Here is a 23,656-nt window from a genome sequence, read left to right as displayed (position 1 = left end):
GCGCGGCCAGCAAAATAGAATGCACGCGACTTTGAAATTCCGCACGCCTGGAGGTTGCCTTGCACGGTCGAAACCATATCAGGGCCGCTGCCCGCTTCGTCTTCGCATCCCTCTTCCTGTGCATGGCTGCGAATGTTTATGCGCAGACGCCCGCGCCGCTGCCGGAGAAGTTCACGCTCAAGAAATCCGGGCTTGAGCTTGAGCGCCGCACGCAATCGGGATCATTCTTTGATGTGGTGGGCCGGCGCTCGGCGCTGTTCGGCTACGAGAACCGCGCGATGGAAGCGTGGGTCTACCCGCTGAAGATACTCGACGACTTTCAGCTCTCGTTCAACCTCGAAGGCTACCCGCTAGACATTCACGGCCCCGACATCATGGTGGCGATCAATGCGCGGCCCGAAGCGACGATCTTCACCTATTCGCATGCCGCCTTCACGGTGCGGCAGATCGTCTATGCGCCCGTGGACGAGCCGGGCCTCATCATGCTGCTCGACATCGATTCGGTCTTGCCGATGACGATCACCGGCTCATTCCGCCCGAAGCTGCGCCTGATGTGGCCGGCGGGATTCGAGACCGGCTATGTCGGCTTTGACGAAAGCGCCCACGCGTACTTCCTCGGCGAAGAATCACGTCGCTTTGCCGCCTGGGTCGGCTCGCCCGGCGCACGCGAAGTGTCGCTGCAACCTTATCAGGAAGAACCGCGCGACCTGCCTGTGCGCTTTGTCATTGAAACCTCGCCCGCCGAGATGCGCTCGCGTTTCATCCCTATCGTCATCGGCGCAAGCACCGAAGGCCGTGACAAGGCGCGCGCCGCTTATGACAAGCTGCTTGCCAATGCGCAGTCGCTTTACGACCGTAACGTGGATTACTACGCGCGGCTTACGAACGACACGACGAGCATCGGGACGCCCGACCAGCGGTTGAACACGGCATTCGCGTGGGCAAAGGTCGGCGTCGATAAAGGCGTCGCCACCAACCCGATGATGGGAACGGGATTGATTGCCGGCTTTCGCACTTCAGGCGAAAGCGAGCGCCCCGGCTTCGCGTGGTTCTTTGGCCGCGATTCGATGTGGACGACGCTGGCCATCAACTCGTATGGCGATTTTGCGGTGACGCGCACGGCGCTCGACTTCCTTAAACAGTTCCAGCGGGCCGACGGCAAGATTCCTCACGAAATCTCGCAAAGCGCGCCGCTGATCCGCTGGTTCACCGACTACTCTTATCCGTGGGCGAGCGCCGACGCGACGCCGCTCTACATCATCGGCCATGCCGATTACTGGCGGGCGAGTGGCGACACCGACTTCATTCGCAAGAACTGGGATTCGATTGTTAATGCCTATCGCTTTACGGCAAAGACCGACACGGACGGCAATGGCTTGGTCGAAAACACCGGCGTCGGCCACGGCTGGGTCGAAGGCGGCGCGCTCTATCCGCCGCACGAAGAGATTTATATGCAGGGCGTCTGGATGGAGGCGCTCAATGGGCTGGCCGAGATGGCCGAAGCCCTGGGCGACCGATTGATTCCTGCCGAAGCGCGGGCCGCCATCGAGCGCACACGCAAAGCCACAGAGCAGACCTACTGGCTCCAGTCGCAAGGGTATTACGCGTTTGCCACCCATCGCCCGAAGACGACGCCAAACCAGGCAGAGCCCGGCCCGCGCCGCGACCGGCGCCAGCAGCGGCTCAACGAATTGGCCAAAGTCACCTTGATTGATGAAGACACGGTGCTGCCGGCGGTGCCGCTCTGGTGGCAGACGCTCGACGCGGCGCGCGCCGACGCCGAGATCGATCATCTCGGCAGCGGCCAGATGGCGACCGACTGGGGCGCGCGGATCATCTCGAACCGCAGCCGATTGTATGATCCGCTGTCGTATCACTACGGCTCGGTGTGGCCGCTGTTCACCGGCTGGGCCGCTGTCGGGGCGTATCGCTATGGCCGCTCGTCTGTCGGCTACCAGGCGTTGATGGCGAACGCGCTGCTGACTTATGCGAACGCGCTCGGTTACGTCACAGAGTTGTTGTCGGGGGATTATCAATCGGCCTTTGGGCGCTCGTCGCATCACCAGGTGTGGTCAGAAGCAATGGTCATCTCGCCGACGATTCGCGGCCTGTTCGGACTGGAAGCGCGTGACGGCGGGCGGACGTTACGCTTTGCGCCACAGATACCGGCGGATTGGAATGGCGCGGTCGTCAGAAACTTTGCCGCCGGGCCGGCGCGCTATGATCTATCGATTGAGCAAGTGGCCGGTGTCGCCACGGCTCGCATCAACCAGCGCAACGCGAGCGCCAATGCTCGCGGCGTGTCACGCATGGTGATCGCGCCGGCGTTCCCGCTCGACGCGCAGATCAAATCGGCGACGGTCAATGGACGAGCCGCGAAATTTGAGGTCAGGCGCGCCGGCGACGTGCAATTCGCTGAAGTCACGTTTGACAACCCGACTGCCTCAACCGAAGTGGTGATCGCTTACACAGAAGGCACGCGCGTCTATGCCGAGCCGCAACCGCTGATTGCCGGCGCGATGAATCAAGGCTTGCGCATCCTGCGGTCGCGGGCTGACGCGACGGCGCTGCATCTGACCGTCGAAGGACTCGGCGGGCGCAGTTACACCGCGACCGTGCGATCACCGAAGCAGGTCGGCGCGGCGGAGGGTGTGACTTTTAATCTATCGAAAGCCGGTGAGCCGCAATTAACGATTCGCTTCGATGGCCCGGCGAACGAATACGTGCGGCGCGAGCTGGCTTTGCCGCTGACCGCGAGAAGATGAGGGCTAAATGACATTGTTGGCGAAAACCACGGCGACCCGTCGCCTCAATCTTCGGTCCAATGTTTGACCGGAAGCGAGAGAAGGGGATAGCGCCGCCGCAACTCGGCGACGCGCGCGGCATATTCGCCGCGGGGAAAGCCGCCGGCCTTGAGCCGCGCTTTCAGGGCGCGAATCTCGTAAACGTACAGGTCGTTGATAAAGTCGCGGATCAACTCGGGCGGCGCATCGGCGTGCGGCACGACGCCGTGCCGCGCCATCTCGACCAAAACGCTTTCGCGATACTTGAAGGCCATGCGTTTGCTAGGGTGCGCAATCTGTTAGATGCGCAAAGGCTGGCGCAATCTAACAGATTGCGTGCCATCCGCAAAGCGACGCTTGACTAAAAGCGGAAACGCGATACAATCGCGCGCAAGTCGCTCATGCGCGACCATGTAATTTTGCTAACTTTGACAGAGGCGGGCTAGACTCCATGCAAACCACGCCGCAACACTCGCCGCTCGATTGGATCGCCCTGACCTTCGTGGCCGGCGTCGGCTCGCGCACCGCGGCCATGTTGATCGAGCGCTTCGGCTCGCCGTCGGCCTGTTTCGAAGCCCCTGTGACGGCGCTCGAAGCCGCCGGCCTGCGCCGCGAATCTATCGATGCGCTTAAAAGTCATGAGCCACGCCAGCAAGCCGCCGAGCAACTCCGCAAGCTCGAAGCCATCAGCGGCGAAGTGATCACCCTCAATGATGCGCGCTACCCGCGACTGCTGCGCGAGACATTCGATCCACCCATCTTGCTATACAGTCGCGGCGACATGGCGCGGGCGCTGGCGCAGCCGACGCTGGCGATTGTCGGCTCGCGGCACTGCTCGACCTACGGGCGCAATGTCGCTGAGTTGCTGGGGCGCGAGCTGGCCGAGCGCGGCGTCACAGTCGTATCGGGGCTGGCGCGCGGCATTGACGCGGCGGCGCATCAAGGCGCGCTTGCCGGGCGCGGCCTGACGGTCGCGGTGATGGGCACGGGGCTCGATACGATCTACCCGAAAGAGAACCGCAAGCTCGCCGAGCGCATTGCCGAAAGCGGCGCGCTGCTGACCGAATTCCCGCTCGAATCGCCGCCGCTGCCGCAGCACTTCCCGTTTCGCAATCGCGTCATCAGCGGCATCACGCTCGGCGTGCTGGTCGTCGAAGGGGCCGAGCGCAGCGGCTCGCTGATCACTGCGCGCATGGCGATGGAGCAGGGGCGCGACGTTTTTGCCGTCCCCGGCAACATCACCTCGGCGAAAAGCTTCGGCCCGAACACCTTAATTAAGGATGGCGCCAAGCTGGTGCAGACCTGGCGCGATGTCGTCGAAGAGTTACCCTTCGAGATCAAAGCCGCCATCCTTGCGACCGAGCGGCCAGAGAGCAGCGCGGCGCAATTGCAGTTTGACGAAGTGGCGCTTACGGAAGGCGAGCGCGCTGTGCTGGCAACCTTGCGCGAAGATGACGCGACGCAAATCGATGAGCTGATCGCGCGGGCGACGCTCTCGCGCGGCGAGCTGATGAGCGCGCTGCTGACGCTTGAGATGGCGGGCCGCATCCGGCAATTGCCGGGCAAGTCTTTCGTAAAGAAGCTCTAAAGTGGCGCAAGCGAACCGCTTGCGCGAGTCCGTGCGCGAGCTGACGGCTCGCGCCACGGGGGCCATACTTGACACCTTAGAAAAGCCGACGCTAAAGTGGATTGTTTGAGTGTCTTGTTAGAAAGTTGACAAACTAGCAGCGTCTCGTGATCGAGACGCGGGTGTTGATAGATTATGATCAAAGCACTGGTAGTTGTTGAGTCACCCTCGAAAGCCAAGACGATAAATAAATATCTGGGAAGCGATTTCAAAGTGTTGGCCTCGGTCGGCCACGTCAAGGATCTGCCCAAGAAAGGCATCGGCATCGATTTCGATAATAACTTCGAGCCGACTTATGAGGTCATTCCCGGCAAAGAGAAAGTGATTCGCGAATTGAAGGCCGCCGCTAAAGGCGTCGACACCATCTATGTCGCCACCGACCCCGACCGCGAGGGCGAGGCCATCGGCTGGCACATCAAGGAAGAGCTGGAAGGGCGCGGCAAGAATAAGAAGACCGTGCGCCGCGTGCTGTTCAACGAAATCACCAAGTCGGCGATTCAGGAATCGTTCCGTCATCCCACGGACATCGATGAAAACCTCGTCAACGCGCAACAGGCGCGGCGCTTGCTCGACCGCATCGTCGGCTATCAGGTGTCGCCGCTGCTGTGGGACAAGGTGCGAAGGGGGCTGTCGGCGGGCCGCGTCCAGTCGGTCGCCCTGCGCCTGGTCGTCGAGCGCGAGCGCGAAATTCAAGCCTTCATCAAGAGTGAATACTGGACGATCACCGCTAATCTTGCGGCCAAGCTGCCGCCGCAGTTCGACACTCGCTTGCTGCGCGTCGAAGACAAGACCGTTAAGACGACCGACTTCAACCCGTCGTCGCCCGACGCGGCGGTCGCCGATTACGGCGTCAAGAAGAACGAGATTCATATTCGCGACGAGCGCCAGGCGCAAGAGCTGGTCGCGGACATCGAGCGCCAGCGCTTCATCGTTTCCACGGTCACGACCAAAGAGAAAAAGCGCAACCCTGTGCCGCCGTTCATTACCTCGAAGCTGCAACAGGAAGCCTCGCGCAAGCTGCGCTTTCCGGTGAAGAAGGCCATGCAGGTCGCCCAGCGGCTCTACGAGGGCGTTGATCTCGGCGCTGAAGGCACGGTCGGCTTAATCACCTACATGCGAACCGACTCGACACGCGTCGCCGACACGGCGCTCGCCGAAGTGCGCGATTACATCGGCGGCCAGTACGGCAACGAGTACCTGCCGGAAAAGCCCGTCTTCTATCGCTCGAAGAAAGACGCGCAGGATGCTCACGAAGCCATCCGCCCGACCTCGGTGATGCGCACACCGGACCAGATGGCGCGCTATCTCGGCAAAGACGAGCTGGCGCTCTACAAGCTGATCTGGCAGCGCTTCGTTGCGTCGCAGATGATGCCGGCCATACTCGATCAGACGACGATTGACATCAAGGCGGGCGAGCGTTACCTGTTCCGCGCCACCGGCTCGGTCGTCAAGTTCAGCGGCTTCATGGCGGTCTACGAAGAGGGCAAGGACGAGAAGGACGAAGAGGACGAAGAGGCCGAGCATAAGCTGCCGAAGGTCGAGCCGGGCGAAGAGTTGAAATTGAAAAAGCTCGACCCCGAACAGCACTTCACCGAGCCGCCGCCGCGCTTCACCGAGGCGACGCTGGTCAAGGCGCTGGAAGAGAAGGGCATCGGGCGGCCTTCGACTTACGCGGCGATTATGACCGTCATTCAGGATCGCGAGTACGTCGAGCGCAAAGAGGGGCGCTTTGTGCCCACAGAGCTCGGCTTCATCGTCAACGACTTGCTGGTGTCGAGCTTCGACGATCTGTTCAATGTGCAGTACACGGCCCACATGGAAGAGGAGCTGGACGAGATCGAAGAAGGCAAGATGCAGTGGACCGCGGCGTTGGCCGAGTTTTACGAGAAGTTCACCAAAGACCTGGCCGCCGCCAAAGAGACGATGCGCGATGTCAAGCGCCAGGAGATCATCACCGACGAGGTCTGCGATAATTGCGGCTCGAAGATGGCCATCAAGTTCGGGCGCTACGGCCAGTTCCTCGCCTGCACCAACTACCCTGAGTGCAAGACGACGCGCGACATCTCGAAGCCGCACGACGAGGCCGGCCAGGAGACACACGCCGAGGCGCAGGAAGAGACTTGCGAGAACTGCGGCCGCCCGATGCAGATGAAGCGCGGCCGCTTCGGTCAGTTTTTGGCCTGCACCGGTTACCCCGATTGCAAGACGACGCGCAAGATTCAAAAGGGCGGCAAGATCGCGCAGCCCGACGTTGTGCTTGAAGAGCTGTGCCCGAATTGCGGCAAGCACCTGGTGGTCAAGGCGGGGCGCTATGGCCCGTTCACCGCTTGCTCGAATTACCCTGAGTGCAAGTACATCAAGAAAGAGACGACGGGCGTTGCCTGTCCCGAATGCGGCGGCGAGATCGTCGTCAAGAAGGGCCGCGGCAAGCGCGCTTTTTACGGCTGCTCGAATTATCCGAAATGCAATTTCGCGGTCTGGGACAAGCCGGTTGCGCAAGCCTGCCCGGCCTGCGGCGCGCGCTTCATGCTCGAAAAGGTGAACAAAGACGGCAGCCGTTACTTGCAATGCCGCGAAGAGGGCTGCAAGCACAAAGAGCCGCTGCCGGATGCGCCTACCGAAGGCCAGCCCGAAAAGAAACGCGCCGGGCTGACCGCTTGAGCGAATGCCGCCCGGGCGAACAGAGAATAATCAGCGAATGAAGGAAGGGCGAGATCACTCGCCCTTCCTTTTTTGAGCGCCGCCGATTGACCGCGTCGGCAGCGAGCCGTTAGAGTTGCGAAGCACTTTACACGGGCGAGGAGATGGCCATGGGCAAAAAGCGCGTCACCATCATCTTTCTACTGACGCTCACGGCGTTTGCGCTCTATCTCTGCTATAAGCTGTTCCAGCCCTTCCTGACGCCGATGCTGTCGGCGCTGGTCATCAGCATCGTCTTCTTCCCGGTCCACGCGCGCATCCAGGAACTGGTGCGCCGCCCGAGCCTGGCGGCGTTGTTATCAACCATCCTGGTCACGATGATCATCATCCTGCCCGCCGTCATGGTGCTGGCGGCAGTGACCAAAGAGGTCTCCGGCCTGATCGCGCTCATCGATCAAAAGAGCACGGAGGTGGGCGGCTATAGCTCATATTTTGGCCAGTTGACTGATAAAGCGATCAGCTGGGCGAGCCAGTATGTTGACCTTTCGCAGATCAACTTGCGCGAAACCTTAAGGAATCGGCTCGAAGGCTTGAGCCGCTTTCTGCTCAATGAGCTGACGATCATTCTCGGCAGCCTCACGTCATTCGCCTTTGACGCGGTGATTACGATCTTCACCTTGTTTTTCCTGTTTCGCGAGGGGCGGTCGTTGATGCGGCGGCTGGCGGCGATCATGCCGCTGACGCCGCAGCAGGTTGAGAAGCTCTTTACCGGCATCGAAAACACGATCATCGGCACCGTCTACGGCGGCCTGGTGGTCGCGGCGGTGCAGGGCGCGCTGGTGGGCCTGGCGCTCTGGCTATTTCGTATACCCTCGCCCGTGCTCTGGGGCGTCGCCGCCGCCTTTTTTGCCTTGCTGCCGGTCGTTGGCACGGCAGCCGTCTGGCTGCCGGCGGCGCTTTACTTGTTGGCGAGCGGCCACTGGGTGCAAGCGGTCTTACTGGCAATCTGGGGGGCGTTGTTTGTCGGCTCGATTGATAACGTGCTAAGGCCATACTTGATCAGCGGGCGCGTCGAGATGCACACCCTGTTGATCTTCTTCTCTGTCCTGGGCGGCGTCAGCGTCTTCGGCTTTCTCGGCCTGTTCATCGGCCCGGTGATCGTCGCCATCACAACGACGCTGCTGTCGATGCTCAGAGAAGAAGGTCGCACCTGGATGCAGAGCCTGCGCGAGGATCCGCCTGCCTTACCCCGGCCTGATATCGCCGCCGACTAGAGCAGTATTCAATCAGGTGTAGCGCAAGGCGGTTAGCTTGCGCGAGTCAAGGCGCAAGCTGTTAGCTTGCGCTACATGGCAAATGCAATCGAAAACCGCTTTTCTTGTAAAACTCAAATGAACGATCTCGCACCGAATGATTATGAAGCGTTCCGCAAGCTGGCCGAAGAGGGCACGGTCGTGCCGGTGGTGCGCCGCGTGATGGCCGATCTGTTGACGCCGGTGGCGGCTTACTTGAAGATTCAGCGCCACAGCCCTTACTCGTTCCTGCTCGAATCGGTCGAAGGCGGCGAGAAGGTGGCGCGCTACTCGTTTCTCGGCTTCAACCCCGAAACCATCGTGCGCAGCCGCGATGGCCAGGTGACCATAGAAACCGCCGCCGGCACGGAAGCGACCGACGAGCCGATGCTCACCGTGCTGCGCCGCCTGTCGGGTAAGAACATTCCCGTGCGCCTGCCCGACCTGCCGCCGTTCGTCTGCGGCGCGGTCGGCTATATGAGCTATGACGCGGTGCGCTGGTTCGAGCGCATCCCCGATGCGCACGCCAACGACCTCGACCTGGACGACGCGGTGATGATGTTCTTTTCGCGCATTCTGGCTTTCGACCATGTGCGCCACCAGATTCACCTGATTGCCAATGTCTTCACCGACGGGCGCACCAGCAATCTCGAAATGGATTACCAGCGCGCCATAGACGACATAGACGCGCTGGCCGCGCAGCTCGAAGACCCCATCGAGCCGCTGCCGCGCCGCCAGGCCACAGAGGATAAGAAGCTGCGCTCGAACATGAGCAAGGAGCAGTTCGAGCAGGCGGTGGTGCGCGCTAAAGAGTACATCAAGGCCGGCGATATTTTTCAGGCCGTCCTCTCGCAACGCTTTCACGTCGGCCTGAACGCCCACCCGTTTGAAGTCTACCGCGCGTTACGTGTCGTCAACCCATCGCCTTACATGGTTTACCTGAAGCTCAACGACCGCGCCGTGATCGCGGCGTCGCCGGAGATGCTGGTGCGCGCCACGGGCCGCCGCCTGGAGTACCGTCCCATCGCCGGCACCGCGCGGCGCGGCGCGACCGAAACCGAAGACCTGCTGCTCGGCGAAGAGTTGCGCGCCGACGAGAAGGAGGTCGCCGAGCATGTCATGCTCGTAGACCTGGGGCGCAATGACCTGGGGCGCGTCGCCGATTACGGCTCGGTCGAGGTCACCGACCTGATGATTATCGAGCGTTACTCGCACGTCATGCATCTGGTGTCGGGTCTCAAGGCGCGGCTGCGGCCGGGCAAGGATCGTTTCGACGCGCTCGCCGCGTGCTTCCCGGCGGGCACCGTCAGCGGCGCACCCAAAGTGCGCGCCATGCAGATTATCGAAGAGCTGGAGCCGACGCGGCGCGGCATCTATGCCGGCGCAGTGATGTATCTGGACCATTCGGGCAATCTCGATTCCTGCATCGCCATTCGGACGATCTTTGTCAAAGGCGAGCGCGCTTATATCCAGGCCGGCGCCGGCATCGTCGCCGACTCGATCCCCGAAAGCGAGTACGTCGAAACCGTCAACAAAGCTCGCGCCATGCTGCAAGCCATCGAGATGGCTGAAAAGAGTGACAAGTGACAAGTGACAAGACAATGTCCTCCCCTTTCCTGGTAAGATTTCACCTTCGCGGTTCTTCTTGTTACTTGTCACTTGTCACTTGTCACTCTGATTATCCCTTGACCCGGCGCGCCGCGGGTCATTAAGATAGGCGACCGTCAGCCAGATAACGCGACGCCCACAATCAGGCGTCCACATTGAACACGAAGCAACCAGGCGTGAAGCTAATCATGTCAGGCCGGGACTGTCCCTCACTCCCGAGCACCGGCGCATCGGCTCCGATACAAAGGCTATCATCGAGGTGTAATGGGTATTATGAAACGAGTACGGGCCTTCTTCTTAATTCTCTGCATTGTCGCCTCCACGATATCGGTTCATGTCATCGCCGCGCGGCAGTCGCCCTCCACTGACAGTCAGGCAGAGACGAGTAGCGCGGCGCGCGGCTTTCTCGACAGCGCGGTCACTGTGCATGCCGCCGGGCGCATAAATCCGTTTATCAACCTGCGCGACGGCCACGGCTTGCCGGCTGATTATCAGGCTAATGCCCAGGCGGTCGCTGCGCTGCGCAATAACAGCGCGCTGCCGCTGGCGCTCTGCTCGGCTGACTTTGACGAAGACGGCATGCCCGACCTTGCCGCAGGCTACGCCGGCAATGGCGGCGGCCTGGTTGTCATGCAACGTGGCGACGTGGACGCGGTCTATCCCAACACTGCCGCCGCGGTCGCACACCAGGCGCAGAGGCGCGCCGTGTCGCCAGAGGCGGCCACGCCGCCTTCGCCGTTTCTACTCGACGCCAATGTCACGGCGGTTGCCGTAGCGCCGCAGTTTATGGCGGCGGGAGATTTTGACGCCGATGGCCATGCGGATTTAATCACCTGCGACCTTGGCGCTTCGGCGCTGGCTTTCTTGAAAGGTGATGGACGCGGCGGCCTGAGCGTCGGCAAATCCGTGCCGCTGCCGGGCAAAGTCACGGCCATCGCGGTCGCTGATGTGAATCGCCTGGACGGGCTGGCCGACATCGTCGTCGCCGTCACGACCGCGGGCGGCGCGCGCCTGCTGGTGTTTGAAGACCGCTTCGGCGCGCTTCAAGCCGAGCCCGATAGCATCGACCTGCCCGCCGCGGCTACTGCTCTGGCGGTCGCGCAGTTCGACGACAGTTACCCTTTAGACATTGCGGCGGCCTGCGGACATGACCTGTTGATTGTTCACGGCAGAGACCGCCACCGCGCGCCGCTTGCGGGTCAGGCGGATGATGCAAATCAGCCGAGCATCACTCGTGTCGGGCTGGCCTACAGCGTCGCGGCGCTGGCGGCGGGCGACCTGCTTGGGGATTACCACACAGAGCTTGCGGCGCTTGCCGGCGATGGCGTCTGCCACATTCTGGCGCAAGCCTCGGACTGGCGGGAAGCCGCCGCCGTGCAGTTGCCGGTGAGTCAAAGGCAAGTGACCAGCACGCTGTCACCATCGTTGCTCGCCGCGCGCCTGTCGAGCAGCAAGAAGGCCGACCTGCTTTTCGTAGACCGCGCCGCCGCTCGCCTGCAATTTGCCGTGAGCGATGCGGCTGAATCCGCAACCACCGCACAGGCCATGCGCTACGCCGGCACCTATGATGTCGAAGGCGAGCCGACTGCTGTCTTGCCCATGCGTTTGAACCCGGACGGAATAGATGATCTGGTCGTCCTGCGCGCCGGGGCGAGCTTGCCTACGGTGATGACGAGCGCGCCGCTCACAACCTTCACGGTGACGAACACCAATGATTCGGGAAGCGGCTCGCTGCGCCAGGCAATTCTGGATGCGAATCAAAACGCCGGCGCCGACTCGATCAGCTTCAATATCCCTGGTAGCGGGGTGCAGACGATCAATCTGCTCTCGGCCTTGCCGGCTATCTTTGGTGTCGTGACGATTGATGGCACGACGCAGCCCGGCTTCAGCACCACGCCGCTCATCGAGTTGAACGGCATCAGCGCCGGCGACTTTAGCGTTGGCCTCAACCTCATCGGCGGCAGCTCTGTCGTGCGCGGGCTGGTGATCAACGGTTTCGATGGCACAGGCATCTCGCTCGGAGGCGACAACAACCACGTCGAAGGCTGCTACATCGGCACCAGCGCGAACGGCAGCTCTATGCAAGGCAATGGCGAGCAGGGCGTGTCGATCAATGGGAATTCCAACAACACCATCGGCGGCACGACGGCGGCAGCGCGCAACGTCATCAGCGGCAGCTCGGCCAACGGCGTGCTGGTCCTCGGCCCGTCTTCAGGCAATCTCATTCAGGGCAACTACATCGGCACCAACGCCGCGGGCACCGGGGGTATAGGCAATGCGGGCGACGGCATCGAGATGGTCAGCGGCAGCAACACCGTCAGCAATTGCACCATCGGCGGCACCACCGCCGGCGCCGGCAATGTCATCAGCGGCAACAACGGTTCGGGCATCCAGTTCTTTGGCGTCGGTACGGGCAATCTGATTCAAGGCAATCTCATCGGCATGTCGGCCACCGGCACGCAAGCGGTCGGCAACGCACTTGTCGGCGTTGTGGTTACCGACGCCACCAGCACGACTATCGGCGGCAGTGTCGCAAGCGCCAGAAACCTGATTTCCGGCAACGGCACCGAAGGCGTGCGCATCAACGACTCGACGGCGAACCATAATTTCGTCAAGGGGAATTATATCGGCACGAAGATTGATGGCGTGACGCCGCAACCGAATGGCGCCGATGGCATCTATCTCCTTAACAACGCCAACAACAATCAGGTCGGCGGCGTGACGGGCGAAGGCAACCTCATCGCCTACAATCTCGGGGCCGGCGTGCACGTCGAATCCGGCACCGCCAACGCCATCCTCGCGAATACGATCACGGCCAATCAGGGCTTAGGCATAGACCTCGCGCCGTCTGGCGTCAATGCGAACGACACAGGCGACGGCGACAGCGGCCCCAACAATCTCCAGAATTATCCGGTGCTGCAAACCGCCAACAGCCTTGTCGGCGGCGGCGCGACCGTGCAAGGCACGCTCAACAGCACGGCGTCAGCCACCTTTACGATACAGTTCTTCGCCAACAACTCGTGTGACAGTTCGGGCAATGGCGAAGGGCAAACCTTTCTCGGCTCGGCCAGCGTGATGACCAACGGCAGCGGCAACGCGACGATCAATGCGACGCTGCCGACCGCGGCGACCAGCGGGCAATCGATTACCGCGACGGCGACCGACGCGCAGGGCAACACGTCAGAGTTTTCGGCCTGCATCGCTTACGGCGCGGCAGACCTGAGCGTCGCCCATGCGGTGTCGCCATCGCCTGCGCCTGACGGCACGACCGTCACTTACACGATCACTGTGACTAACAACGGGCCGGATGCCGCGCAAGCCATCACGGTGACGGATAACTTGCCGGCCACGGTCACCTTCGTTAACTGCTCGGCGAGCGGCGGTGCCTGCGGCGGCAGCGGCAACAATCGCACCATCAGCTTCGCCTCGCTCGCATCGGGAGCGATGGCCACGGCGACGATCACCGCGACCGTCGGCTGCAATGTGACGAACGGCGCGATGGTTGACAACACGGCGTCGGCCGCGACGACGACGCGCGACCCGGCGAGCGGCAACAATTCGGCGACGGCCAGCTTCACGGCGTCGAACCTGCCGGCGACGCTTTCGCCGACCGGAGAGACCTTCGCTGGCGATGGCGGCACGGGCTCTGTGCAAGTAACCTTGACTACCAATTGCCCGTGGACGGCGCAGAGCAATGCCAACTGGATCGGCATCACCTCAATGCCGGGCGGCACCGGCAGCGGCTCGATCAGCTACAGCGTCGGCGCGAATAACACGGGACAGGCGCGCCAGGGGACCATGACGATTGCCGGTCAGACCTTCACCGTAACCCAGAACCCGGCGAGTTGCGTGTTTACGTTATCGCCGGCGGCGAAACTGATGAATGCGGTCGGCAACCAATCGAGCGTTGATCTGCTCTGCGGCGCGGGCTGCGTCTGGACGGCGACGGCTTCGAATAACTGGATCGTCATCACCACCGCCGCCAGCGGCAGCGGCCCGGCAACGATTCGCTTCGTGGTGCGCGACAACTTCAGCGCGAACGTGCGCCAGGGAAGCATCAATGTCGCCGGTCAAACGCTGTCTATCGTGCAGGCCGGCAGCGGCCAGCCTGATTGCACCTTCCAGCTCAGCGCCAGCCGGGGCCATTACAGCGCCGCCGGCGGCGATGACAGCGTCCAACTGACTGCGGCCAACACTTGCGCATGGGAATCGGTCAGTGATGCCGGCTGGGTGAGAGTGACTTCGCCAACGGCTGGCAGCGGCGCAGGAGCCGTGAGCTTCCATGTGGATGCCAACACCTTGCCGTCGGGCCGGGCGGCGACGCTGCGCATCGGCGGGCAGACGTTCAAGATCAAGCAGGCGGGATGCACCCAATGTAATTGAGAGGGTCGAGCCTACCGCGGCGGCAGAGCGCCATCACACGCGCACCGGCAGGACGTAGAACAGCACGGCGCAGTAATGGCAGACGCTGCCGGCGACGACGAAGAGATGCCAGACCGCGTGACTGAACGGCAGCCGCTTCCAGGCGAAGAAGATGACGCCGACTGTGTAGCACAGGCCGCCGGCAAAGAGCCATGTGATGCCGGCCAGTGGCACGGCGGCAAACAGCGGCTTGATGGCGATCACCGCGATCCAGCCGAGGGCGACATAGCCGATGGTTGAAATGATTTTGAAGCGGTCGCCGTGCATAAACTTGAAGGCGATGCCGGCGAGCGACAGCGTCCAGACCAGCGCAAACAGCGTCCAGCCCCAGACGCCGCGCAGGTTGATGAGCGTAAACGGCGTGTACGTTCCGGCGATCAGCAGGTAGATGGCCGAGTGATCGAGGATTTGCAGCACGCGTCGGAAGCTCGAACGGTGCAGGCTGTGATAGAGCGTCGAGGCGAGATAGGCGAGAACGAGCGTCAGGCCGAAGATGCTACAGCCAACGATGTGCCATGCGCTGCCTCGCATAATCGACAGCACCAGCAGGACAACGAAGCCGGCGACGCTCAAGGCCAGGCCGAGGCCATGCGTGATGCTGTTGGCCATCTCTTCGATAAAGGTATTATCGTCACTTTCGCTCATAGCATCTCCCATTCGTCTTTATCAATCCCTGCCTGGCGCAGAATCCTTGCCAATCACTCTTTGCCGATGTCGCTCTGATGTGGATTGGGGATGCGCAACGTGCGATCCCCGCGAATCATCAATTGATGCTTGGAACCAGCAAACGGGCCGTCAAAGCCAGCTTTCTTCAAATAGCGAATCAAGTCTGCCCGCTTGATTGGCCCGAAGCGCGGCATCAGGCGACTTCCTTAATGGTCAACGATAACCCGTCCACGACTGGCAACGAGAGGTTGCGCGATACCCGAAACAGAATCCATTCTTCAAGCACTTCTTCCAACTCGTCCCGGCAAGCTTCGAGCGTTCCCGCATTTGCATAGACGCCCTCGAAGCCGGCGATCTCTCCATAAAAGCTGCCATCATCCGCGAGCATCTCATACCGAGCCTGTCGCATCGCCGCTTTGATGTATTGTGTGAGCATAATCAATCTCTAAATCACTAAAGAATCTGATACAGCAATCCTACCTGACGAACGAGCGCAAGACTTCGATGCGCTGGCTCAACTCCTGCGGTGAGAGGTGGCGGTACTGTTCCGGGATCATCTCGCGCGAAGTCGCTTCGCGCGCTGCCACTAGTACCTGATATTCGATGGCCATCTCGTCGCGCGCCGGGCTGAATTCGTTGGCCACCTGCTCAAGGTCGGCCTGTGTGACCGCCGCGTGGCCTGCCATGCGGGCGACCCGGCGAGCGCGAATCAGCAGCGATTCGATGTCTGCGCCCGACAGCGTCAGCTTGCTACGGGTGATCGGCGACCAGTCGCTGACCTCGTGGGTGATCTTGTTTTTGCCAAGCATGGCTTCAACCACCTGCTGGCGGTCTTCTTCCGTTTCGGGATAGAACAGGGAAATATGCTCTTCGGCGCGGCCCTGGCGCTTCAGGTCAATCGGCAACAGGTCAGGCCGGCTGGTCATCAGTATCCACAGGATGCGCCCGCGGTTGCGCGTGTCGCCCATTGCCGCCGCGAGCTTTGAAAAGATTCTCGCATCAACCCCGGAATCGCCGCCGGTTTCGCGCGACCCCAGCGTCGCATCGGCTTCGTCAACCAGCACGACAATCGGCGCGAGGGTTTGCAGCAGGTTCAATATCTTTTCCAGGTTCGCTTCGCTTGAGCCGACCCAACGCTCACGGAAATTCTTGAACGCGACGACGTTCATGCCGCAGTCGTGCGCGAAGCACATCGCCAGAAAAGTCTTGCCGGTGCCGACCGGCCCCGAGATCAGAATGCCCATCGGCGCTTCTTCGGTGTTGCCGGCGCGGATCGCCTCAGAGATCGACCGCATGTATTCTTTCGCCTTCGCCATGCCGCCGACCGATTCCAGCCCGTAATTGGGCTGCACGAATTCGACCAGCCCGACGCACTCGGCCTCGATCAGCTCTTTCTTCTTCGAGCGGATCTTGTCGAGCGTCAGGCCGTCGGCGTCGCTTGCGGCGCTGCGCAGCAGCGAATTCAGATGCACACGGTTGAGCCCCGATGTCATTAGCGATAACTGCTCGTCGGTGACTTCGACTTTCAACTGCGGCAACTGGCCGCGCATATAGCGAATGAACTCCAGCCGCTCGTTGTCATCCGGGTAAGCGATCTCGATGGCCGCGAGCCTTGAGTTGTTGCGGATGCGCGGGTGAATCTCGGCGACGCTCTCGCCGATCAGGATAACGATGTTGTCTTTCTTCAACAGCCGCGAGCTGGTGACCCAGCGTTGAAAGGCGACGAGATTCGTGCGGTCTTCGCCTCCCATATAGCTGACGTCGCCGGCCGGGATGATGGTGTCGAGAAAGTTGATCATCACCGCCACCTGATCGCCATACAACAGGAAATGCTCGATCAACGGCAAGGCGCGCGCCGGGTCTTTCGGCAGGTTGCGCATGGCGTCGCGCCCTGCGAGCGGGTCGCTGACGCGCAGCAGAGCGGCGAACGAGCGCTCGGCTTCCGGCGAGCCGAACTTGATGCCTTCGCTGCGGTTGTAGGTCAGCAGGTGCTTGGTGCCGACCAGCTCGCGCTGAAGGTAGTTCAGCAGGCTGATGTACTCGTTGCCCGAGCGCACCAGGTCATAGATGTTGTTGTAGAGCAGGAAGTGGCTGGCCTCGCCGGCGTAATACTTGCGCGCCATCTTTTGCGCCCACGCCGGCAGTTGCTCAATTTCGTCGAGTAGCAGTTTCGTGCGTGATGACATAGAGAAGTGATGAGTGATGAGTGATGAGTGATGAGTAAAGCCGGGAATTCAACTCATCACTCATCACTGGCGTTGGGCTATGGGCGGACGCACGGGCGGCGAAGAGGCGCGATCCGAAGCGTCCCAGGCGCTCAGCACCGGCGCGGTTTCATCCAAAATCTCGCGCGTCAGCTCGATAGACGAGAGCAGCGAATCGAAGTCGAGCGACGAGATGCTGTCCGGCGTCGGCATGGTAATCACTTGATCGTTGACCAGACCGAAGAAACTTTCGATGGATTGCAATTGCGCTTCGACGCGCTTCATCGAGCGCTCGATGTCGTCATAGGTCTTCAGGCGCTTTTGCAGGAATTCGAGGTGCTGATGATAGAGCCGCGCCGTGTCGTCGTCGGGCGCGGTCTCGATGGCGCGCTGCGCTTGATTCATCTGGTTCTGAATCGTCTGTCGGTTGATCGAGCGCATATGCTGCTTGCGCCGGCGATAGGTGTCGAGGAAATCAACGTAGCGCTCCCACAACAGGTCGAGCGTCTGAATCTGGTCGGGCAGGTCTGTGAGCTTGGTGAACTTCTGATAGTTCTGATAAATCTGATTCTTCATCCAGCGCAGGTACTCGACGGCTTCGCGCTCGCGCGGGTCGAATTGCCGGATCATCTCTTCGCGGCGGCGCGAGCGGTCGGCCAGCTCTTTCTGGCGATAGCGGCGATCAACGGCGCGGCGGTACGACGAGAGGTTAGGCAGCGTCGTCAGGTAGAGGAGTTCGGCGACGCCACCGGCGGCCAGTATCCAGTAAAGCATCAGCGTGCCGAGCAAGCCGGGGTTGGTAGCGGCGAACACGGCCAGCGCCAACAGCAGCACGATGGCCCAGATGTTCATCGGCTCTTTGGCGGCTTCCTTCACATAGCTGGGTTTTTCAGACATAAGCTTTTGAGTGACGAGTGATGAGTGACGAGTGACGAGTTGAAATCCTGACTTTGCTCATCACTCATCACTCATCACTCATCACTGGTTTATTCCGATGCCTTGGCGCGGTCCGCGGGGCCGAGCGATTTCTCAGCCGGCTCGCGTTCGACGCGCGGCGGCGCGGCCGGCTCGCCCAGGCCCATCTGCCGCTTGTAAGCCGCGAGGGTGTCTTCGACTTGCAGATTCAACGACTCGCGTTCGATGTCTTGAATCTGATTCTCGATGCCGCCGGTGGCTAAATCCATGCGCGCTTCGGCAGCCGCCGAGCGCCGCTGAATGCGCTCGCGCATCTCTTCAAAGGTGTTCGAATCGTCGCCAACCTGAAAACTCGCCATGGCCTGCGACAACTGCTCCTGCATCTTGGCGGCGCGCGCTTCGTTGACCAGTTGTTGCGCTTCGGCGGCGCGTTTCTTCACCTGGATGATGTAGTTGTCGAGGAATTTCCTCGCCTGCACGGCGGCGACTTTAGCCGATTCAAGTTGCGACGTTGAGCGGTCGAGGGCGGTCTGCTTCTCCTGCATCTGGGCGATGTAAAGCTTGGCTACGTCGTCTTGCCCCTGCTTGATCGCTGCCTTGACTTTGTAGTCGGCCTGGGTGATTTCGCGCGTCAGAATCTCGACTTCCTTCTGGAGCTTCTTCTCGGTAGCCATCACCTGCACGACGTTCTCGCGCATTTGCGGCACCTTGTCATTCATGTCGCGGATGACCTGTTTGAGGATCAATTCGGGGTCTTCGGCGCTCTCGATCATGCCCCCAAAGACGGAACGGAAAAGCCGCTTAATTCGACTCCACATTTGCCCTCCAATTTCGCAAGTCCTCTTAACCTGGGCGTCCCTGCCGGGCGGCTCACCGCCAATAATTCATCACTCAACCAAGGCGCGCGGGGCGAGGCGTTTTCATTCTCGCAACTAAGTCTACCATAACAGTAACGCCGCGAAAATTTAATCTGTTCACCCTGTTTGCCGCAACCCTCTTTTTAAGCCGCGGCAGGCCGGGATACGGAATTCCGCCGTCTGGTCACTTGTCACTCGTCACTCGTCACCCTTAGAATCCCTACGCCGATGGCAACCATAGACGAAAGAGGCAAACCGGTCATCACCGAAAGCGAGCTGCACGGCGCCAGCCGCGGCGACACCTTGCGTGTAGACGAAAACGCTCGCCTGACGCCGCTTGCCGAAGACGCCATCAAAGATCGCGGCATCCTGCTTGAGCGTGTCCGCCGCCGCTCAGCCAACCGCAAGCGAATCGCGCTCGGTGCCGATCACGGCGGCTTTGAGATGAAAGAAACCCTGAAGCGGCTGCTTGCCGATCTCGGCCACGACGTTCAAGATTTGGGCACACACTCGACAGAGGCGGTGGATTACCCGGATTACGCGCACGCTGTGGCGCGAGCCGTGGCGCGCGGCACCTGCGACCTCGGCATCGTTATAGATGGCGCGGGCATCGGCTCGTGCATGGCCGCCAACAAGGTGCCGGGCGTGCGCGCCGCGATGTGCTACGATGCGGCGACGGCGCGCAATAGCCGCGAGCATAATGGCGCCAATGTGCTGACGCTCGGCGGCAAGCTGATTAGCAACGAAGTGATGCGCGAAATCGTCACCGCCTGGCTGGCGACCGATTTGACCGAAGACCGCCACCGCCGCCGCGTCGCCAAAATTGACGCCATCGAGCGCGAATACATGAAATAAGCCCGCGTCGAAACCGGAGTAATTAAAGAACGGCACCCCGGCCTCTGCGTTTGATGACGCGGAGGCTTTTTAATTTGCGGGCGGCGAGATTTCTTTCAACGCTCTGGCGCAAAGGCAGGTAGTGGTTAGTGAGGGAAGAGGAAGACCGGCGATGGCGAGCGAGGTTGCTGAGATCACTTTGATGACGGATAGCTTTAGATTCGGCGAAGCGGCGACGCCGACCGATGCCGCCTTCGCCGCGCTTATCGAGCGCGCTCGCTCGGGCAACGCCGCCGCCTTCGAGCAGATTGTTATTCGCTACCAGCGCAAGGTGCTGGCGACCGCCTGGCGCATGCTCGGCAACGAAGACGACGCCAGGGATGCGGCGCAGGAAGTCTTCTTACGGGCCTTCAAGTACCTGGGCAGCTTCAAAGCCGATCAGGATTTCGCGGGCTGGATTTACCGCATCACGGTCAACGTCTGCCGCGACGCCGGCCGCAAGCGCAGTCAGGTCGCCTTCACGTCGTTTGAAGACGAGCGCGAAGCGGGCGGCCTGGACGCGGCGGCGAGCAGCGAAAACCTCGAAGCCGAAGCGATCCGCTCAGAGCAGCGCCGCATGGTCGCAGACGCGCTCGCGACGCTGACCCGCAAGGAGCGCGCCGCGCTGGTGCTGCGCGATCTGGAAGGGCTGCCGACTGAAGAAGTCGCCCGCATTCTGGGAACGACGGCAGCGACGGTGCGCTCACAGGTGAGCGCGGCGCGGGCAAAGATTAAGCAGTTTCACGAGCGCCTACTGAGGCGCGCACGCAGGTGAGAGAGATGAATTGCAGGCGCATTGAAGAATTGATCCCGCTTTATGTCGAAGGCGATCTCGGCGAGCCCGGCGCAAGCGATGTGCGGTCGCACATCGAGAGTTGCGAAGTGTGTCGCGGGCTGGTCAGTGAGTACGAAGCCAGCCAGGCGTGGCTGCGCGCCGCCGAATCGCCCGATTTCGACGAGGCATTCGTTGACACGATTCGCGCCGGCGTGATGCGCGAGCTTGCGGCGCGCGAGGCCGCGCCCCCTTTCGCTGAAGGTTTGCGGCAGTGGCTTGCGCCGCGCCGCCTGGTGGCCGCGACCGCCGCCTTGCTGCTGATCTTTGCCGCCGTCCTGGTTTTCTTCTTAGCGGGCCGGTCGCGCGTCAGCCCGCAGAAAGAGCAGCAAGCCATCACTCAGCCGCAGCCAGCAGTCGAGAAGAAACCAGAAAGCGGCAACCCGGAGCCAGACGGCAAACAGGCGACGATTCAATCCGGGCCACGGACGCCACATCGCGGTGCGTCTTTGGTTGTCCGACATACAAGCCGTGTCGCCGGGCGCGCTGTAAAGCCGCAAGAGCATCTGATCGCCGCGCATCCGCCTGATACCGTGCCCGCCGCGCCGAAGCTCGACGGCAGTGACGCGAGCAAGAGCGCGGATATGTTACGCATCGAAATTCAGACCGCAGACCCGAACATCCGAATCATCTGGTTCGCGCCGAAGCCGACCGATGCCGAGACGCCGAACCCGATGGGCGAAACCCTTTAGGAGGAATTATGTTTGCCATTAACAACAGACTGACAGCCACACTTGTCCTTACGCTGATGCTGGCGTCCGCCGTCGCCGCGCAGCAACCGCAGGCCGCGCCGGCGGCGAAAGAGCCTGACTATGTCCAGGAGAAGGGCTTTAAATCGAAAGTATTTGAGCTGAAGAACCGCGAACCCGGCGAACTGATTGGCGCGCTCCGCCCGCTGGGGAGCGGCTTCAAAGGCGCGACGATCTACGCGAGCGAAGCACTGAAGACGCTCAGCGTTCGCGACTTTCCTGAGAATATTGCCGCAATCGAAGAGGCGATAAAGCGGCTCGACATGCCACAACCGACGCGCCCGCCGTCACCAGATATCGAGTTTCATGTCCATATTCTGATTGCCGGGAACACGGGGACGACGGGCGAAGACTTTCCCGCCGAACTGACCGACGTTATCAAGCAGATGCAAGGAACGTTGAAGTACAAAAGTTACGGCGTTATGGCGTCTGCCGTGCACCACGCGACGGCGAGCGGCAGCGGCGTTTCGAATAACGGAGTTGCCGAAAGCAAGCTGTTCAATGTCACCACGCCGCTCGGCAATCCGATCTTCTTCAACTACAACCTGAGTCCGCTCCGCGTGAACGCCGAGGCGTTGCCGCAGAGCGTCAACATCGGTTCGTTCCGTTTTCACCTGCGCATTCCACTGAACGTGGGCGGGCCGACGCAACAGCAGATTCAATATCAGGATGTCGGGTTTGAAACCCCGGTGACGGTGCGTGAAGGCGAGAAGGTTGTTGTCGGCACTACGACAATGGGAGACAAAGGGCTGATCGTTGTGGTCTCGGCCAAGTTTCAGAACAAGTAGCGGAAGATCAACCGCCAAGACGCCAAGACCGCCAAGAGGGCACAAGGCTCTTCCTGGCGGTCTTGGCGTCTTGGCGGTTCAAAAAAGCTTCGGTTGTTTTGCGCCGACGCATCCGGTAGAATTTTATTGAAGACATTTCGAGCCGTGCGCGTGGCATCCGCGCAAGTGACGGCGGCTCGGTGGTCAATCAAGCAAGGTAGAGAAGCAGGCCGTACATGAAATACACGAAGCGTTACTGGTTGCTGTTGTTCGCGCTGATCCTTCCCCTAACTTTCGCCGGCGCCCACCCGGCACAACGGTTCGTCGGCCAGAGCGAAGACGACACGGCGATGCGCAAAAAGATCGCCGAGGATTTCGCCGAGGCGGTGCTAAAAGCCAAAGACAATTATGCCGGCACGGTCGATTACGACAAGCTGACCAAGGCTTCCGTCCTGGGCATGCTGCGCACCCTCGACCCGCATTCGAGCTATTTTGATCGCAAGGAGTGGGAGAGCTTCCAGAACGATCAGAGCAGCCGCTATTACGGCATCGGCTCGACCATCGCGCAGCGTAACGAAAAGGTCTACATCATGTCGCCGTTCGACGGCACGCCGGCGCAGCGCGGCGGCATCCGTTACGGCGACCAGATCATCGAGATTAACGGCGAGGCCACCGAAGGCTGGTCTTCGACGCAGGTGTCGAGCAAGCTGATCGGCCCCGAAGGCACGCCGGTCACCGTCAAGGTGCGGCGCGCCGGCGCGGCCCAGCCCGTCGAGTTCAAATTCGTTCGCGAGGCCGTGCCGCTGCCGTCGGTGTCGAATTACTATCTCGCGCCGAACGGCGTCGGCTACATCAACTTTGATCGCGGCTTCAATACGACGAGCTATAAAGAGATTGTTGATGCGCTCAACGAATTGCAGCGCCAGGGCATGACCTCGCTGGTGCTTGACCTGCGCGGCAACCGCGGCGGCCTCGTCGATCAGGCGCAGAAGATCGCCAACCTCTTCCTCTACCGCGATCAGAAGATCGTGACGATGCGCGGCCGGCCGGCAGTTTTTCCCGAGCGCGTCTACAAGGCGAACAACCCCAACCCGCTCGACCTTCCCATCGTCGTGCTGATTAATCGCGGCTCGGCGTCGGCGGCGGAAATTCTCGCCGGCGCTTTGCAAGACCATGACCGCGCCGTGCTGGTCGGCGAGAACAGCTTCGGCAAAGGGCTGGTGCAGAGCGTCTTCCCGTTGCGCGATGGGTCGGGATTGACGCTGACCACGGGCCACTTCTACACGCCGAGCGGGCGCTTGATTCAGCGCGATTACAGCGGGCGCTCGTTTTACGATTACTACCTGAAGCGCGGCGACAAAGAAGCCGTGCAGCACACCGAAGAGAAGAAGACCGACACCGGGCGCACGGTTTACGGCGGC

18 protein-coding genes are annotated in these 23,656 nt (G+C 61.3%); 11 read left to right on the top strand and 7 right to left on the bottom strand.

All coding sequences use genetic code 11. The annotated features are described in order from the left end of the window. The first annotated feature begins 59 nt into the window (after positions 1–59). Positions 60–2,765, top strand: a complete 2,706-nt coding sequence (locus VJ464_06485) for a GH116 family glycosyl hydrolase (protein ID HKQ04761.1) — start codon at positions 60–62, stop codon at positions 2,763–2,765. Between the two features lie 44 nt (positions 2,766–2,809). Here VJ464_06485 and VJ464_06480 read toward each other — a convergent pair whose 3' ends face one another. Then, positions 2,810–3,058 carry a hypothetical protein gene (locus VJ464_06480; protein ID HKQ04760.1) on the bottom strand — a complete coding sequence of 83 codons (249 nt, stop codon included), beginning with the start codon at positions 3,056–3,058 and terminating at the stop codon, positions 2,810–2,812. Positions 3,059–3,234: 176 nt separating this feature from the next. On the opposite strand from VJ464_06480, the gene dprA reads away from it, so the two are divergent. From dprA to VJ464_06455, 5 genes are all read left to right on the top strand, one after another. Continuing rightward, positions 3,235–4,371 (top strand): DNA-processing protein DprA, encoded by a 1,137-nt coding sequence (dprA, locus tag VJ464_06475; protein ID HKQ04759.1) that lies wholly within the window; start codon positions 3,235–3,237, stop codon positions 4,369–4,371. Positions 4,372–4,545: 174 nt separating this feature from the next. After that, positions 4,546–7,071, top strand: a complete 2,526-nt coding sequence (topA, locus tag VJ464_06470) for a type I DNA topoisomerase (protein ID HKQ04758.1) — start codon at positions 4,546–4,548, stop codon at positions 7,069–7,071. A 149-nt stretch (positions 7,072–7,220) separates the two neighbouring features. Beyond that, positions 7,221–8,324 (top strand): AI-2E family transporter, encoded by a 1,104-nt coding sequence (locus VJ464_06465; protein HKQ04757.1) that lies wholly within the window; start codon positions 7,221–7,223, stop codon positions 8,322–8,324. A 117-nt stretch (positions 8,325–8,441) separates the two neighbouring features. Further along, positions 8,442–9,929: an anthranilate synthase component I gene (gene trpE / locus VJ464_06460; protein HKQ04756.1), complete on the top strand. Its 1,488-nt coding sequence runs from the start codon at positions 8,442–8,444 to the stop codon at positions 9,927–9,929. Positions 9,930–10,223: 294 nt separating this feature from the next. Further along, entirely contained in the window at positions 10,224–14,333 is a 4,110-nt protein-coding gene (locus VJ464_06455; GenBank protein HKQ04755.1) for a BACON domain-containing carbohydrate-binding protein, read from the top strand. 33 nt (positions 14,334–14,366) lie between these two features. Here VJ464_06455 and VJ464_06450 read toward each other — a convergent pair whose 3' ends face one another. The 6 genes from VJ464_06450 to VJ464_06425 form a co-directional block, all read right to left on the bottom strand. After that, a complete protein-coding gene (locus tag VJ464_06450; GenBank protein ID HKQ04754.1) occupies positions 14,367–15,017 on the bottom strand; it encodes a hemolysin III family protein in 651 nt (216 codons plus the stop codon). 53 nt (positions 15,018–15,070) lie between these two features. Beyond that, positions 15,071–15,232, bottom strand: a complete 162-nt coding sequence (locus VJ464_06445; protein ID HKQ04753.1) for a type II toxin-antitoxin system HicA family toxin — start codon at positions 15,230–15,232, stop codon at positions 15,071–15,073. Beyond that, positions 15,232–15,474 (bottom strand): type II toxin-antitoxin system HicB family antitoxin, encoded by a 243-nt coding sequence (locus tag VJ464_06440; protein HKQ04752.1) that lies wholly within the window; start codon positions 15,472–15,474, stop codon positions 15,232–15,234. Before VJ464_06440 ends, VJ464_06445 begins: the two co-directional genes overlap by 1 nt. 40 nt (positions 15,475–15,514) lie before the next feature. Beyond that, a complete protein-coding gene (locus VJ464_06435) occupies positions 15,515–17,224 on the bottom strand; it encodes an AAA family ATPase (GenBank protein HKQ04751.1) in 1,710 nt (569 codons plus the stop codon). A gap of 63 nt (positions 17,225–17,287) precedes the next feature. Beyond that, the gene (locus tag VJ464_06430; protein HKQ04750.1) at positions 17,288–18,139 is read right to left on the bottom strand and encodes a hypothetical protein; all 852 of its coding nucleotides are present in this window, start codon (positions 18,137–18,139) and stop codon (positions 17,288–17,290) included. 89 nt (positions 18,140–18,228) lie between these two features. Next, positions 18,229–18,975, bottom strand: a complete 747-nt coding sequence (locus VJ464_06425; GenBank protein HKQ04749.1) for a PspA/IM30 family protein — start codon at positions 18,973–18,975, stop codon at positions 18,229–18,231. Between the two features lie 267 nt (positions 18,976–19,242). Between VJ464_06425 and rpiB the strand changes: the two genes are divergently transcribed. From rpiB to VJ464_06400, 5 genes are all read left to right on the top strand, one after another. Further along, positions 19,243–19,869, top strand: coding sequence for a ribose 5-phosphate isomerase B (gene rpiB / locus VJ464_06420; GenBank protein ID HKQ04748.1), 627 nt, complete (start codon positions 19,243–19,245; stop codon positions 19,867–19,869). Between the two features lie 151 nt (positions 19,870–20,020). Beyond that, entirely contained in the window at positions 20,021–20,662 is a 642-nt protein-coding gene (locus VJ464_06415; GenBank protein ID HKQ04747.1) for a sigma-70 family RNA polymerase sigma factor, read from the top strand. A 5-nt stretch (positions 20,663–20,667) separates the two neighbouring features. Beyond that, positions 20,668–21,411, top strand: a complete 744-nt coding sequence (locus VJ464_06410; protein ID HKQ04746.1) for a zf-HC2 domain-containing protein — start codon at positions 20,668–20,670, stop codon at positions 21,409–21,411. Between the two features lie 8 nt (positions 21,412–21,419). Beyond that, on the top strand, positions 21,420–22,256 hold the full coding sequence (locus tag VJ464_06405) for a secretin N-terminal domain-containing protein (protein HKQ04745.1): 837 nt from the start codon (positions 21,420–21,422) through the stop codon (positions 22,254–22,256). Positions 22,257–22,471: 215 nt separating this feature from the next. Further along, a partial coding sequence (locus VJ464_06400; GenBank protein HKQ04744.1) for a S41 family peptidase occupies positions 22,472–23,656 on the top strand: 1,185 nt, incomplete at its 3' end.

Source organism: Blastocatellia bacterium, from assembly GCA_035275065.1.
In the GTDB taxonomy this organism is placed as follows: Bacteria; Acidobacteriota; Blastocatellia; order UBA7656; family UBA7656; genus DATENM01.
Note: the sequence above shows the minus strand (reverse complement) of the source record. Positions and strands in the feature narration are given on the sequence as shown.

What these genes read in the sequence shown, in the direction of transcription:
- VJ464_06480 (HKQ04760.1), bottom strand. Translation starts at nt 3,058, where the DNA reads ATGGCCTTCAAGTATCGCGAAAGCGTTTTGGTCGAGATGGCGCGGCAC.
- dprA (HKQ04759.1), top strand. Translation starts at nt 3,235, where the DNA reads ATGCAAACCACGCCGCAACACTCGCCGCTCGATTGGATCGCCCTGACC.
- topA (HKQ04758.1), top strand. Translation starts at nt 4,546, where the DNA reads ATGATCAAAGCACTGGTAGTTGTTGAGTCACCCTCGAAAGCCAAGACG.
- VJ464_06465 (HKQ04757.1), top strand. Translation starts at nt 7,221, where the DNA reads ATGGGCAAAAAGCGCGTCACCATCATCTTTCTACTGACGCTCACGGCG.
- trpE (HKQ04756.1), top strand. Translation starts at nt 8,442, where the DNA reads ATGAACGATCTCGCACCGAATGATTATGAAGCGTTCCGCAAGCTGGCC.
- VJ464_06455 (HKQ04755.1), top strand. Translation starts at nt 10,224, where the DNA reads ATGAAACGAGTACGGGCCTTCTTCTTAATTCTCTGCATTGTCGCCTCC.
- VJ464_06450 (HKQ04754.1), bottom strand. Translation starts at nt 15,017, where the DNA reads ATGAGCGAAAGTGACGATAATACCTTTATCGAAGAGATGGCCAACAGC.
- VJ464_06445 (HKQ04753.1), bottom strand. Translation starts at nt 15,232, where the DNA reads ATGCCGCGCTTCGGGCCAATCAAGCGGGCAGACTTGATTCGCTATTTG.
- VJ464_06440 (HKQ04752.1), bottom strand. Translation starts at nt 15,474, where the DNA reads ATGCTCACACAATACATCAAAGCGGCGATGCGACAGGCTCGGTATGAG.
- VJ464_06435 (HKQ04751.1), bottom strand. Translation starts at nt 17,224, where the DNA reads ATGTCATCACGCACGAAACTGCTACTCGACGAAATTGAGCAACTGCCG.
- VJ464_06430 (HKQ04750.1), bottom strand. Translation starts at nt 18,139, where the DNA reads ATGTCTGAAAAACCCAGCTATGTGAAGGAAGCCGCCAAAGAGCCGATG.
- VJ464_06425 (HKQ04749.1), bottom strand. Translation starts at nt 18,975, where the DNA reads ATGTGGAGTCGAATTAAGCGGCTTTTCCGTTCCGTCTTTGGGGGCATG.
- rpiB (HKQ04748.1), top strand. Translation starts at nt 19,243, where the DNA reads ATGGCAACCATAGACGAAAGAGGCAAACCGGTCATCACCGAAAGCGAG.
- VJ464_06415 (HKQ04747.1), top strand. Translation starts at nt 20,021, where the DNA reads ATGGCGAGCGAGGTTGCTGAGATCACTTTGATGACGGATAGCTTTAGA.
- VJ464_06410 (HKQ04746.1), top strand. Translation starts at nt 20,668, where the DNA reads ATGAATTGCAGGCGCATTGAAGAATTGATCCCGCTTTATGTCGAAGGC.
- VJ464_06405 (HKQ04745.1), top strand. Translation starts at nt 21,420, where the DNA reads ATGTTTGCCATTAACAACAGACTGACAGCCACACTTGTCCTTACGCTG.